This window comes from Mesorhizobium sp. W067 (genome assembly GCF_054719525.1).
In genome coordinates this window covers 1,146,949-1,160,461 of record NZ_JBTTII010000001.1, presented here as the reverse complement: position 1 = coordinate 1,160,461, position 13,513 = coordinate 1,146,949, and the positions used below count along the sequence as shown (strand labels likewise).

Annotated in this window: 14 protein-coding genes; 5 read left to right on the top strand and 9 right to left on the bottom strand. The window is 56.5% G+C overall.

Going from position 1 to position 13,513, the window contains the following annotated elements:
- Window positions 1–123: 123 nt before the first annotated feature.
- Both ACYG97_RS05675 and ACYG97_RS05670 read left to right on the top strand, forming a co-directional pair.
- Window positions 124–1,797 (top strand): type I secretion system permease/ATPase, encoded by a 1,674-nt coding sequence (locus ACYG97_RS05675; RefSeq protein ID WP_245260848.1) that lies wholly within the window; start codon window positions 124–126, stop codon window positions 1,795–1,797.
- Window positions 1,798–1,816: 19 nt separating this feature from the next.
- Window positions 1,817–3,154, top strand: coding sequence for an HlyD family type I secretion periplasmic adaptor subunit (locus ACYG97_RS05670; RefSeq protein WP_023734176.1), 1,338 nt, complete (start codon window positions 1,817–1,819; stop codon window positions 3,152–3,154).
- Window positions 3,155–3,348: 194 nt separating this feature from the next.
- Here ACYG97_RS05670 and ACYG97_RS05665 read toward each other — a convergent pair whose 3' ends face one another.
- Entirely contained in the window at window positions 3,349–4,158 is an 810-nt protein-coding gene (locus ACYG97_RS05665) for a helix-turn-helix domain-containing protein (protein WP_156937213.1), read from the bottom strand.
- Window positions 4,158–4,337, bottom strand: coding sequence for a hypothetical protein (locus tag ACYG97_RS05660; RefSeq protein WP_156937214.1), 180 nt, complete (start codon window positions 4,335–4,337; stop codon window positions 4,158–4,160). Before ACYG97_RS05660 ends, ACYG97_RS05665 begins: the two co-directional genes overlap by 1 nt.
- Window positions 4,338–4,757: 420 nt before the next feature.
- Here ACYG97_RS05660 and ACYG97_RS05655 point away from each other — a divergent pair, with 420 nt between their 5' ends.
- Entirely contained in the window at window positions 4,758–5,432 is a 675-nt protein-coding gene (locus tag ACYG97_RS05655; protein ID WP_156937215.1) for a hypothetical protein, read from the top strand.
- Window positions 5,433–5,603: 171 nt separating this feature from the next.
- On the opposite strand, the gene ACYG97_RS05650 is transcribed toward ACYG97_RS05655, so the two are convergent.
- The 7 genes from ACYG97_RS05650 to ACYG97_RS05620 all read right to left on the bottom strand — a co-directional run bounded on the left by ACYG97_RS05650 (window position 5,604) and on the right by ACYG97_RS05620 (window position 11,127).
- Window positions 5,604–5,918, bottom strand: coding sequence for a hypothetical protein (locus ACYG97_RS05650; protein WP_198029715.1), 315 nt, complete (start codon window positions 5,916–5,918; stop codon window positions 5,604–5,606).
- Between the two features lie 214 nt (window positions 5,919–6,132).
- Window positions 6,133–7,431 (bottom strand): tyrosinase family protein, encoded by a 1,299-nt coding sequence (locus tag ACYG97_RS05645; RefSeq protein ID WP_084023768.1) that lies wholly within the window; start codon window positions 7,429–7,431, stop codon window positions 6,133–6,135.
- A 209-nt stretch (window positions 7,432–7,640) separates the two neighbouring features.
- Window positions 7,641–7,970: a hypothetical protein gene (locus ACYG97_RS05640; RefSeq protein WP_156937217.1), complete on the bottom strand. Its 330-nt coding sequence runs from the start codon at window positions 7,968–7,970 to the stop codon at window positions 7,641–7,643.
- A 141-nt stretch (window positions 7,971–8,111) separates the two neighbouring features.
- Window positions 8,112–8,723: a hypothetical protein gene (locus ACYG97_RS05635; protein WP_156937218.1), complete on the bottom strand. Its 612-nt coding sequence runs from the start codon at window positions 8,721–8,723 to the stop codon at window positions 8,112–8,114.
- A gap of 548 nt (window positions 8,724–9,271) precedes the next feature.
- On the bottom strand, window positions 9,272–9,589 hold the full coding sequence (locus ACYG97_RS05630; RefSeq protein ID WP_156937219.1) for a hypothetical protein: 318 nt from the start codon (window positions 9,587–9,589) through the stop codon (window positions 9,272–9,274).
- A gap of 84 nt (window positions 9,590–9,673) precedes the next feature.
- The gene (locus tag ACYG97_RS05625; protein ID WP_023734182.1) at window positions 9,674–10,321 is read right to left on the bottom strand and encodes an acyl-homoserine-lactone synthase; all 648 of its coding nucleotides are present in this window, start codon (window positions 10,319–10,321) and stop codon (window positions 9,674–9,676) included.
- 83 nt (window positions 10,322–10,404) lie between these two features.
- Window positions 10,405–11,127 (bottom strand): helix-turn-helix transcriptional regulator, encoded by a 723-nt coding sequence (locus ACYG97_RS05620; RefSeq protein WP_023734183.1) that lies wholly within the window; start codon window positions 11,125–11,127, stop codon window positions 10,405–10,407.
- A gap of 352 nt (window positions 11,128–11,479) precedes the next feature.
- On the opposite strand from ACYG97_RS05620, the gene ACYG97_RS05615 reads away from it, so the two are divergent.
- Window positions 11,480–12,106: a hypothetical protein gene (locus ACYG97_RS05615; protein WP_031262303.1), complete on the top strand. Its 627-nt coding sequence runs from the start codon at window positions 11,480–11,482 to the stop codon at window positions 12,104–12,106.
- 646 nt (window positions 12,107–12,752) lie between these two features.
- Window positions 12,753–13,013 carry a hypothetical protein gene (locus ACYG97_RS05610; protein WP_245260849.1) on the top strand — a complete coding sequence of 87 codons (261 nt, stop codon included), beginning with the start codon at window positions 12,753–12,755 and terminating at the stop codon, window positions 13,011–13,013.
- Window positions 13,014–13,513 lie beyond the last annotated feature (500 nt).

The following is a 13,513-nucleotide window of genomic DNA, read 5'->3' as shown; positions in this document are numbered from 1 at the left end:
ACGGCAGGAATAGGAAGGGAACCACATGGCCGGTTGGACGATCAGGAGTAGTATCGGTTCCGGGCGTGGACAGGGGGGCGGTTTTCCGCTGGGTATTTGAGTCTCGACAACAAATCCAAGATTGTGAAGGATGCGCTTCGGGCATGCCGCCGCTATTTCCTGGTTGCGGCGGCATTCAGCCTGGCGATCAATCTGCTCTACCTCGCCTCCCCCCTCTACATGCTGCAGATTTACGACAGGGTCGTCACCAGCGGCAGCGAAACCACGCTGGTGATGTTGACCCTGGTGTTGCTGGCGGCCTTCCTTTCGTTGGCCGGCCTCGATCTGGTGCGCGCCTCCATCCTGACGCGTGCCAGCGCGCGGCTCGACCGGTTGCTGTCGGCAAAAGTCCTCGCCGCGTCGGTCGAGACCCCATCGCCGGGCTCCTCGCAAAGCCAGCCGATCCGCGATTTCGACACGTTCAGGCAGGTGATCACCGGCAGCGGCATCCATGCCCTGTTCGACCTGCCATGGTCACCCATCTACATCGGCATCATCTTCCTGCTGCATCCGTGGCTCGGCTTCTTCGCACTGGGCTGCTCGCTGCTCTTGATCGCCATGGCCGTGCTCAACGAGTATCTCGTGCGTTCGCCGCTGAAGCAGGCCAACGATCTGGCGACGACCAACTATAACTTTACCGAAATGAGCCTCAGAAACTCGGAAGTCGTTCGCGCCATGGGGATGATCGACGGTCTCATCCGCCGCTGGGGGCGCGACCGCAACCTGGCGCTGCGGCGCCAAGCGGAGGCAAGCGATCGCGCCGCACTGATGTCCGGCCTGATCCGTTTCCTGCGGCTAACCATGCAGTCGCTGATCCTCGGCCTCGGCGCCTATCTGGTGATCGAGCGGCAGATCACCGGCGGCACCATGTTTGCGGCGAGCCTCCTGCTGGGCCGGGGGCTACAGCCGGTCGAGCAGATCGTCGGCCTTTGGCGCAGCCTGATCCTGGCGCGGGCGGCGTTGGCAAGGGTCGAGAAGCTGGTCGACGGGGGCGCGCAGAACGAACGATCGTTCAACCTGCCGAAGCCCACCGGCAAGATTTCGGTCGAACAGGTCAGCTTTGCAATTGCCAGCCAGCAGAAAGTGCTTCTCCGGGACGTATCATTCCGGCTGAACGCAGGCGAGGCGCTGGGAATCGTCGGGCCTTCCGGCGCCGGCAAATCGACGCTGGCGCGTCATCTCGCGGGCGTCATGCAACCCAGCCGCGGCACCGTCAGGCTGGACGGGGCCGACCTGTCGCAATGGGGACACGACGCGCTCGGTGACCACATCGGCTACCTGCCGCAGGATATCGAACTCTTCTCCGATACGGTCGCCGCCAACATCGGCCGCTTCAAGACCAATGTCGACCAGGAGGTGATCGAGGCCGCGCGGCTCGCCGGCGTGCATGAGATGATCATCCGCCTGCCCCAGGGTTATGAGACCCACATCGGCGAAGGCGGCGCAGTGCTGTCAGGAGGATATCGGCAGCGGATTGCTCTTGCCCGTGCGGTATTCGGAACGCCGAACCTGATCATTCTCGATGAGCCGAGTTCCAATCTCGACGCCGATGGCGACCGCGCGCTGAGCGAGTGCGCGATCGAGCTCAAGCGCCGCGGCAGCACAGTGATCATCGTCTCGCACCGGCCTTCGACCTTGGCCAATGTCGACAAGATCCTTCTGTTGCGCGATGGCGCCGTCGAGGCCTTCGGGATGAGAAACGAGATCGTGGCGCTGCTCAACCAGCGCGCGGCTCCAATGGCGGTGGCAACCCAATGAGCCGTGGCCGGAGAGATCGATGAGCGACGGCGCCCTCACCTACCGGAGCCTGCCCGGCGAGGTCGGCATCATGGCCCCGGATTCGATCCGGGTGCCGGCCTGTGTCGGTCTGCTGATCATCGTCGCCTTTTTCGGCATTTTCGGCGGCTGGGCAGCCTTCGCCCCACTGAACGGTGCCGTGCTCGCGGACGCCATCGTTAAGGTGGAAGGCAATCGAAAGAGCGTACAGCACTTCGACGGCGGCACGGTGAAGGAGATCCGCGTCAAGGATGGCGACGTCGTCAGGAAGGGCGACATAATGCTGAAGCTGGACGACACCAGAATCCGGTCCGAGTTCAATCTCTATGCCCAGCAATATGCGCTATTGCGCGCAACCGATGCCAGGATCCGGGCCGAGCTGGACGGCAGCGAGGCTGTTGCCTTTCCCAAGGACATTCTCAAGGAGCATGAGGACTATCTCAGGGATGCGATGGCAAACCAGATCGCCGACCTGGAAAGCCAGCGCGCCTCGATGGCTGGCGCCACGCAGATCCTCGAGCGGCGCATTGCCGAGCTCGAGGAGCAGATAAAGGGCAAGCAGTCTCGGGTCGAATCCTACCAGGCCCAGCTGCAATCGACGATTGACGAGAAGGCCAGTCTGTCGAAGCTGCTCAAGGCCGGATTGACGACCCGCTCGCGCATCCTGGAACTGGAACGGTCAGCCTCGGATCTGCAGGGTCTGATCGACGAGAACCTCGGCGCAATTGGCGGCAGCCAACAGAGCAAAGCTGAACTCGAGAGCCAGATCGCGCAATTGACCCACGAGCGCCGGGCCAAGCTGTCGGCCATGCTGATCGATACGCAATCGAACCTTGCTGACCTTGTGCCCAAGATGTTTGCCGCCCAGGCTGCCATGGACCGGGCCGAAGTGCGCGCGCCCTATGATGGCCAGGTGATGGATCTCAGCGTCTTCTCGATCGGTGCGATCGTGGCGCCGGGCCAGACAATCCTCGACATCGTGCCGACCGAGAATTCGCTGATCGTCCAGGCACAAGTTCGCGTCGAGGACATATCGAACCTGCGACCCAACATGGCCGCCGAAGTCCGTTTCACCTCCTACAAGCAGCGTTCGATACCCATAATTCATGGACGCGTCGCCCGCATTTCGGCGGATCGCATTACCGACAGCAAGACTGGGTTTCCCTACTACCTCGCCGACGTGGCTGTCGATCCGGTGGAATTGGCAGCGGCCCCACAGATTGCGCTTTATCCGGGCATGCCGGCGTCAGTCATGATCGTCACCGAGGAACGCACCGCACTCGACTACATTTTGGGCCCGCTGGTTGTGTCGTTCCACTCCGCGTTTCGGCAGAAGTAACGAGCTTCGCGCCAAACATATTCGCGTTTGCAATTGCGGATCGCGGTCCAAAGTAGTTGGCGAGACCCATCTTATTGCGATGGTCTGCGCCGTCTCCAAGGCGGCTCAACCCGTCTGGGAGCTTATTTCGATGCCTCGCTTTCTGCGAGTTAGAGCCTTTTGTTTAGGCTAAAGTTTAGGCTTGTATTTTGCTGTCAGGCTGGTGACTTATCGGGCTTAGCTCGCCCGCATACGGTTTTGGAGCCGGAAGGACCCGCGACTTTCCGAGCACAACGGCGGGATGTGCCGCTTAGCTCGACCTCTTCGCTAACTACTATCGTTTCGCCCATTTCGCGCAGCCACGCGGCCTCTCGCAGCTTCGGATTGGCAATCGAATTAATGCCTCGAGCGAGCTTGCGGTCGGCCGCCGCTTGCGCTGCCGCACTGCGAGAGCTGTCCCGTTTTGTTCTCTCCAATGCATGAACGACGTCATACTGTGTTAGCGGGCTTGCAACCCCCTTCCACGACTTCATTCCCGACTTCGAGTCCAACCCTTCAACCACGCCCGGTTCTTTCGGAAGGTTCTTTCGGAAGGTTTGTTTCGCCGTTTGGCGAACGTCGCTTTCGCCATTTGGCGAACTTAAACTTCGCCGTTTGGCGAACCTAGGAGATTCCCTCTTCGGAGGTGGCGCCAGAACTCTCATACGGATATTCCAGTCGGCGACAATCGCCCGGAACTTGTCCCAATTGGGAATATACGATGCGGAATGATGTCGGCCGCCGTGACTTTCCTTTTTGATCAATGCCTCTCGATCAAGTGCCGCGGTTGCCTCGTGAACCGTCGTCTTGCTGAGCCCTAGCAACGTGGCAATGCGCTCGAGGCTAGAATTACAACGGCCTGTTTTTTTGTTGAAATGGTCAACAATGGCGGCACCAACCTGGCGTGTCGTTCCTGATAGCCCCTGCGCGATGTTCAGCGCTAAGTGTGCGAACAAAATATCTTGTCTCTGAAGACGAACCGCCATCAGTCAGTTCGCTCGCCATTGGCCTCGCGAATGGCAATGACAGTGTCATGAGGTGCCAGGCCGAAGCGGCGGCGCAATGCGGGAAAATCAGGAGCAGCATTCTCGATCGACGCGCAGTGCTGCTGCGAAATGCCGATCGCCCCAGTCGGCAATTCGCCAGTAACGCATTGATTTGACATGCGGCGTTTTTCCCTGAAGTCGGGAAAAACTGCTTAATAATCAACGAGCGAACGGGGACTCTGACTCCGTTAGTCCTGGTTCGAATCCAGGTTCCCCAGCCAATGATTATCAAATCGGGTCATAGCCTCGTTGGGATCTGGCCGGTGGCGAAACAGAAGAGAGAGCATATCCTCCGCGAATGTTGGAATTTGCCGAAATCGCCAAGCTCCAATCTAGCGCCAGGTGACGCTCGCCAAAAATTTGACATACGGATTTCGTTTTGAAGCCGCACTACTAGACCAATTCCAAGATTTGTGCTCCTTGCAGAGAGTGGGAGGGGTACGCTTGTGACAAAACCTAAATGTACTTCGATATGCGCTCTGACGATTCTTTATGGGTGTGGGTCCGTGCCAACGCCGCACTCTGACTACGCAGTTAGCGTGAAAGACATCGTGAACAATATAAGCTGTGAACTCCAGGCGGCAGCAACTAACGTCCCGTTTGTCAAGAAAAGTACCAATGGGTGGCTTGCTGGAGTTGATATGACTCTTCAGGTTATAAATGAGGCCGGCGGCACAGCCGACGCGAATCTTGGGGTGCCTCTGGTGCCGCAGGGGTTGCTTGTTACTGCCTCTGCGACACATTCTGGCAAGGCAGATCGCCAGAGCACCTTTTCATTTCAGGTTGATCTTGGGCATCCGGAGAAGATTCAATGTGGCGAGCCAATCACTGGAGCCTCGAATGGACGACGCTTGCGGGGAAATCTTGGCATCCAGTCGTGGCTCGCGAATATGGACAAGACAATCTCTAGAACCGGCATTAAGGCCGACAAAGTCGGATACATCTTGGAATTCAGCATAGCCGATAGCGGGTCAGGTGGCCCGGCGATTTCTCTGGTTCCAGTTGGTGACTCTGTGCTTGGATCAGGGCTATCTCTTACGGCTAGTCGCAGCGACGTGCAGAATATGACGATCGCTTACACAGAGAATTCGCCCCCGAAGAAACCGGAGCACGGGGTGAAGCCTAAAAAGGCAGGGCCAACCCCGGAAGACAAGGCAAAGAACGATGTATATCTCAATAACCTAATCACAAGAACTGACAATCAAAAGCAATGACTGGTTTGCGTAGCCATACGCGGATCGCCACACACTGTCGGTCATTCGAACCGTCGGAAACAGCCCTGATAGGGTTCCAGCGTTCGACACAGGAGACCGACCTATTTACCTCAGGGCGTACCGCAAAGCGGATGTCCGTCGTGGGTCAAAATCTGCAAGAATGCCGAGCCATCATTTGATTTCAGATTCCGGCCTCTTAAGAGTGGCGCCGACAATCTCGTAGTAAGGAGTTTTGGTAGGTGTGCCCGCCAGGACATTTACAGACACAACCTCCACTTCATACCGAGGCCCCAAAGCTGACAACGCGTCCTTGAAAGTCGAAAGATCAAAATTGAAGCTGTGAGTCTCCTCAGAATTCTCTGGGGGGAAAATGGAAAATTGGCCAATTCTGACTACGTCATCGTTCAACAACGACTTAACTTCGACTACTCCAGCCACGGGGATATTCGGATCGACAGGCTGCACCTGCCGAACTTCGATGTTCAACACATATATGTCTCCGTCCTTCCACAGTTCAGGCGGCTGGGACACTATCACGGGGCTAGGATTAGTTTCGGTCACATTTTGCAAACGGTCCGTATGGCCGTCCCGGACAATGCCGGCCAGACAGCAAACGAGCCCAACCTTCAGGAATAGTAGGATCTCATTCATATGGTCCGTCCGATTCAGCGCGCAAGTTTAGGCAGAGAATCGTGGCGTTTCAAAGGATCGCGGCCTCGACCCTACCAAATTTCATTTCGGTAGTGGCCGGGGGCACGTCGCCTGCAGGCGCAACCTGCAGCTGCACCAGCAATTGGTCCTCGGCGAGATCACCATTTCGCCGCAGCGTGCCCAAGGCAGCGGTCAAATCCACAGAAATCGACAATCCATGGTCACCATCGTGGTGATTAACACCAAAGAATGAAACAGTCGTTACATAATGAGGGTCCTCCGACCCCGTCGTTTGGCTAATATATGCGCAATTTACAAATATCCTAAGTGTAGTTGATAGTTCGTTTGGTGGAGATATATTCATTATTATAGCATACACCTTTACATCGTTTGGCTTTGCCAGAAATTCCTGCACTCCGGATTCCACCAGACCAAGATCCCCAATCAACGATATAATTGGCTTGCTGGCGGTCAATGGAATTGTTACTGGCGTTTTACTATCAACACGTCCACCTGCATCCGAAAACGCAAACAGTATTTGTCGCTCTCCGTTAGGCGGGTTCGGCACTTTAACCTGGAGATCTTGAAACTTCGCTTCTACTCCTTTTAGACTGTCTTTTGGCAGTTCATGCCAGACCTGGATGCGCTCGAGCAAGCCGGGATCACTTATGCTAACAATAACGGCGGGTTGCTCGTAGCGATAGCCGAGTTGCTCGGTACTAACTAGATCTGCGACTGACGGAGAAAATGGCGCGCCTTGTGGTAGCGCAAATTGCCCATTGAACTTCATGTTCAGAAACAACGGATCTAGGGCGACATCTGGGTGTGACCCCGCCCACAAAGTCCACACGCGGTCAAGATTGCAATGATGGAGCCAGAATATGGGATCCAAAGGCGACATAAACGACGCCATATCGCCGCTCAGGATTGTGTGAACGTTGTTATGCGGACTGAATTCGAGTTCAGTAGCGTTGCCTCTGCGCCGTTGCCATTCAGGCCCTGCGCTGTCCTGACCTTGGGGACGCGTGCTCCCGAATTCCTCGAATGTAGCGGCTTTTAAGACCCGCGTAAGAACCACTTGGCTGTATATATCAGCCGGCAGAAAAGCATTTTCAGGAAATCCGGGTCTCGGGTGGTCCAGAACGTTGCTTGAGGCAGCAACCGGTCGGAAAGGGACCGGCAATTGACGATCTATGAACCAATCCCAATACGGAAGCGCAAAGTCTGGCTTGCCTGACAATTCCCGACAAATTTGCTCGAAGGCGTATAAATAAGCTCGGTGCCAAGGCAGAAAGTACCAGTTACCGTGCGGACAATGGTTCTGATGTATTTCAGCCTGTTGACCCAATTTCTTGGATCTGATTCCGGGAGACCTTTCATCGCTTGCACGGCGGCTTTGTACGCAAGAAGATCTGGATCATCGGCCCCAATTTGGGTGACTGAGCGTCGAACCACTGCCGTTTGTGCCGTACTCGCCACGGGCAATACGGCGGAGAGAGCAATTGCAGCGACCCCACCACTCACGACTTCACGTCTAGTAATCATCGCTGTTGTCCCTTATTGAACCGGCGCAACAATATCAAACGTTAATTCGTTTGCTTGACCTGCGTCACCTGGCTTGAATTTTACGACCTTGGCGGAACCGACTCCTGGCCCAGCATCGGCGACAAATGAAAAGCTATATGTGGTACCCCAGCGGATCGCGTTTCCATTTGGATTGTCTTCGGCCGTTGGGCCTTTCCAAGCCAATGAGCTGCCTTCGACACTTGAAGGCCACGGCGATTGATCCCAAGGTTCGCCGTAAATTTTGGGAGCGTAGAAACTCAGTTCGCGAGCACCCGAGACGTTTAAGAGCTCGAACGAGCGGATCGCTCGGTCACTGTTCATGTTATAAACGGCATAATCGTAACGAAAGTCGCCCGTGCTTCACTATGATAGCGGTTTCTAACTTGTACTCCTGCGAATGGACTTCACTAAACTTCGCCCCTGCCCATGACATAACGGCGGGATTTCCCCTCACTTCGGCTCCTAGATACTGAAAGGTGAAAAAGCCCGTCCCTTGGAGTGGCGCAAACTCCTTGTAGTCATGTTGTTACGATAGTTTCCGGCCGTGGCGTCATCCTCCGTAATATAGTGTGCTTCCACGAAGTATTTTGCATCAGGTACCGACAGCGTGTCGCTAGACACAACTAGCGCTTTCAGGGCGTCGTCGATAGGCTGCGCTTCTGGATCTCGTGCCGTCGCTCCGTCGAACGCGCCGGTAGCAGGATTAATTCTACTCCTCGGACCCAGCATGCTCGGATTGGCATTGAGAGATTCGCCATATGGATCAGAACAACCTGGTCCGAGGTGGTCAGAGGCAGCGGGAACACAGGCAGGAACGCCCTTGATGTCACGGCAGGCATCCTGATTTGTAGCAAAGAATCCGTGCTTAACCCAAGACGCCGCGATCTGTCGGATTTGGCCATCTCGGATTTGATAGATGTTAAGTGAAATCACCGGGTGTCGACTGTTAGGCAGCCTGAGCCAGGCGAGATTCTGGTTCCCTGCGTTGCAAGAGTTGGTTCCGGCAGAAAGAGACAGCTCTCCAGTCGGCAGGATTGATTGTTGTGATCCTCCTTCAATGAAACCGACGATCACGTCCGGGCCAGCCGCCTGAGCGGAGTTCGCCCCTATTATCGAAATTAGAAGTATAACCTTTTTTTGATGAGAGCTTCATTTTAACCTCTATTCAGAAGTTCTTTTCAAATATTCTATTATTAAGTTTCTGATATGCTGATCTGGATACCGAGTCGGCATCTGGTTACATACTGGAAGCCCTACCCTGGATTTCAGAAAACTTGGCGGATCATCGAGGAAGCTGTCTAAATTTTCTCTATCCCAGGTCAATCCCTTCACGCGCGCCCTTTTGTAAGAATCAGAATAGTTATACCCCTGCGCTTCTCCAACGACACGCCCAATAGACTTGAAAGAGCGACGGTCCAAATAAATGCACGCCCTCCGCAAGCGAGTGACAGGGACCGCAATTTGCGATAAAGTCCTGACTGCCTTCGTTGTTACTGGATTTGCTTCATTCGAAACGAAGCTGATGGAGAAAGCGAGAAACGTCAAAAACACCTTTCCATTTGGGCAATAACACCTATTCCAGAGTGCAGCCATGGAGGCACTTGTGGACATTTTTAGACCTATTATGCGATTTCTACTGTTATTTTCGCGGTAACCTTAGACTCCGCGAATATTTCTATGCCTGTGTATTCTTGTCCACCTGGACGAATGACGGAGTCGTAGCGTGCCTGTATCCACGTCATCATCTGCGGCCACATTCCAGGTCGTTGCACAAGATGCAGGTCAAGGAGCAATATTTTGGGATTGATCCCCTGAGGTTCTCTGACGACGAGGAAGGCCTCTACCCCCGGATTCCCTACATATACCTCACCAATGACGTGGAGATCATCCGGTTTCGGAGGCATCGTGTTTATCCAGGCATACCAATTGCGCGTATTCATGACAGATCTCTCCATTTTGTCGTTCTTTTGGGAAGTGTACTATTGTTCTGGCGCCGCGACTGGTCGTGACCCTGCTAGTTTTCCCTATGCGACCAACTTTTGGACATCGATAAACGGTAATTGCTTGCCGCTCCGAACCAGCAGCGAATGCCCAATCCCAAGAATCTTTCGCACACTCGCCAGTGCCGCTTCATTCACCTCGATATACGCAACGATGTACCATTCGCCGTTTTCTTCCCTGGCCATGCCCATCGGCTCGGCCCGCCACTTCAGCGCACCGTGGTGGGGCATGAAGTAGGTTTCCTGGATACCGCCGACGGCGCTAAGGCCTTCATCGAGTGCGTATTCCATCACCGCGCAGCAGAGCTGCGTCAGCGTGCCCCTCAGCCCGGTTGAGCGCTTGTCGGGAACGACGAAGGTGCGCGTCCATTCGGCCCAATTGGGACGCCGCGGGACGCCCGATTTTTCGCACATGTGAGGAAAGACCTCCGAGACCATGTGCGGCTCGCTTGTTGGGATCAGTCGAGCCGAAGTCACCACGCGACCGTCTTCGATGCCCAGCAGATAAGTCGCTGCGTCCGTATCGAATTGGTCTAGCTCTCGACCGTCCGGGCTCGGAGGGCGCCATCTTTTTTGATGCACGAAAAAGTCGTGACGTCGGCGCAAAAACTCATCAAATTCGTTTTCATATAGATGTTTGTTCTGCGCATTGACGACATGAGCAGCTATCATAGCGCGATCCCCCGACCGTTCTCGGAGGAATAGTTGCAGTCATGCTAAAGTACGTCACCTGTCCGATCGGACAGTTGACGCATTTAAGGGTGAATCAAACGCCTGCGCACTGCTTCAACGACTGCTTGCGTGGTTGTAGCGACGCCAAAAGCCTCGCGGGCCCGCGTCGAGTGCCATTTGACCGTGCGCTCGGTCAAACCAAGAATCTGGGATGTTTCCGACGAACTCTTGCCGGCCGCCGCCCACAACAGTACTTCCTTCTCCCGATCTGTCAGCAGACCTTCGTCGCCGCCATCGTCATTGGATAAGGCCTGGATCGACACGCCGGCATAGACTGCCATCGTCACCAGCTGAACCTGTTGCCGCGGCGAGAGCGTGCAGGATTTTGCGGAAGAGGCAAACGACAGCACGGATTGCCAATGGTGAACGCTGAGCATGGGCACAGCAAAACCGCTTGAGATGCCGAACTCCGTCGCTTCGCCCGCGACGCGCCGGGAGCCTTCTGTACTGGACCATTTTGCCGGCACATCGGCCCAAAGAAACGGCTTCAGCGTCTTGGCTGAATAAATGCAGACGCCGTCGACAGCGGCATGCTCGGCCTCGACATAGCGTTCAAACCAGCCCGCGGGCCAGCCGTTCAGTTCAACCATAGGGGCCAGCTTCTGCCCACCGAGCGGCACACCGCTCAGGATAAGGTGCTCGAAGCCCAGATTCCTTACGGTTTCGAGCAGGTCACCCAGAAGCGGACCTGTCGACGTGTGCCTCCTGCAGCGTTCGACAAAGTCGAACACGTCTGAATCGATCATGACAGAGGCCCCACCTCCAAGCCGTAAATACTACGAATTTATACGATAATTTTGAATATAAAAATAAGCACGGCCGAAGCAGAGTTCTTCTGAACACGGAGCTCAGGCTACGACTCAGGGCAGTTCGCGTAGCAGAGCATGTCTGGCCGCCCTTCAAGGTCGTTCCAGGCATTGAGCTGGCGCAGAGCGCAGCGCCATTGGGCTGCACAGTCCCATTGTCCCGAAACCAGGCTGTGACGACGACTTCTTCCCATTGCGACACCAGTGCGCCTTTGCGAAGCGAAAAGATTGGTGGCGCGCTGGCGCGAGCCACTCGCTAAGCTTGATGCAAGACTCATGCGCAAGGCCCTTCATGCCCACCGATAGCCAGTACATTCTCGAACGCATCAGGCAGGGATGCGTGACGCTTGCCGATGACGAGTTCGTCATCGACAGGTTAGTCAAGTATGTCGGCAACGGCAGGATCCGCTGGCATGTCGAATTGCGTGGGCACCGCATCGAACTGACGACCGGCCAGATCCAGAAGCAGCCGACCTTTCGCAGGAAAATCCTCGAACAGGCTGGCGTGCTGCCGCCGCAGCGTGCCGGGGCCGACTACCGGCGATGGGCTCTCGATCTGAGGCGGAACGCCATCGAGCTTCCCTGGCGCGACAGGCCGGTCGACGCCGGTTTTGCCCTCGACAGGCTGACCAGCCACGGCGATGGGCGTTGGTCGGTCGAGTACCAGGGCAAGGCCATCAAGTTCACGACGACCAAACTGCGCCGTCAAGTCAGTTTCCGCAAACGCATGCTGGCCAAGGCCAAGGTGCTTCCGCCGGAATTGGCCCCGCCTGCCTATCGCAAGTGGATGGACTGGCTCATTCAAAACGCGACTGAGGCTGTGCCGCAGGCCGGCGAAGCCTCGATCACAGAGAAAAGCTGGCTTGACGACCTGCCGGAGCTGGCCGGCTGGGAAGATGAAGCGCCACCCGAGAATTGATTGGGTTCCAATGATCATGAAATCGGGCGATGCTTCTCCGGAACTGCGCGATTGGGCAGCGGACGTTCTGGGAATACAGACCGATATCCAAATGCCGGCCAAAACCGCCCAGCGATAACCCTCCCGCCAAGCCTCATATTTCCCCGGCAGGAACTTGGACGCGGCCCAGGCCAGCGGCCGGCGCCGCTCATTCAAGAGCTTGCCTGAGGAGGCGCCGGCCAGGCGGGCATTGGGGTACCCGCCGATGCTACATTAGCATTCGCGCATAGATTCGGTATGGCGCGAACACGGAAGGACGGCTGCCTTCACAGCAGCATTCCGCAATTTTTCCCAAGACCCCGAACCCGCAACGCTGCGATGGTTGAACGCCCAGTGTTTCGGCGCGGCTTGCCCTGGAGACAATCATGACGACGTTTCTCACCGCTCTCGCATCCGAAGGCCCGCCAGCCGACCGGGCGAAAGACATGGACCTCTATGGCTGGTTGATCGGCAGCTGGGACATGGAGACACTCACCACCGCAACGACGGCACAATTCAGAAATGGGATGGCGAGTGTCACTTTGGTTGGGTGCTCGAAGGCCGCGCCATTCAGGACATCTGGATCAGGCCCAGGCGCCCTGCCCCGTCCACCATGTATGGCACGACCTTGCGCGTCTTCGATCCCGGGATCGGTGGCTGGCACATCATCTGGAGTGATCCGCTCAACCAGGACTATTCGCGCCAGATCGGGCGGGCCGAAGGCAAGGACATCGTCCAGATCGGCGAGTACTCGCGCGGGCTGCAAGCCCGGTGGCGGTTCACCGAGATCACCGCCGACAGCTTTCACTGGATCGGCGAGGAGAGACGCGCGGAGAGCGACCCCTGGCGCGTGACATATGAACATTTCGCGCGCCGGACGGGATTCTGAAGCACGCCTTTGCATTCAGCCCCTCGTGTCCTTGCGCAACGCTCGATCATTTCCCCAACCGGCGCGATAACCCTCGTCCCGGTCGACGCCCCCGGCGAGAGCACGAAGGCGGTGGTCCCGCCGCCTGCCCCGCCCGCGAAAGGCAACAGCGCGCATACCGGCGTTTGAGCGAAAGACGGAAGCTTACTCCGCCGCTTTCGTAGCCTGCGATGCCCCTGATCGAGAGGAAATCCTCGAGCCTGTATCCGGCGTATTCGGCCGTTGCCGGATTGCTTTGCGCCGCCCGACCGGCAGCCTGCGCCAGCCGGGATGGTTGATGCAGACATTGTGGTGCGCATGGCGGGCGAGGTACGACCATAGATTAGCGATAGCTCAATTAACACCAAACGAGTATCTCAAAACCCGCCGGTACAAGCGCGCCCAAGAACCTTCACATGTACTGAGCGCGAACAGAGGCTAGACAAGCGAAGATTCCAATAGCATTGTTGGCACTGGGACGG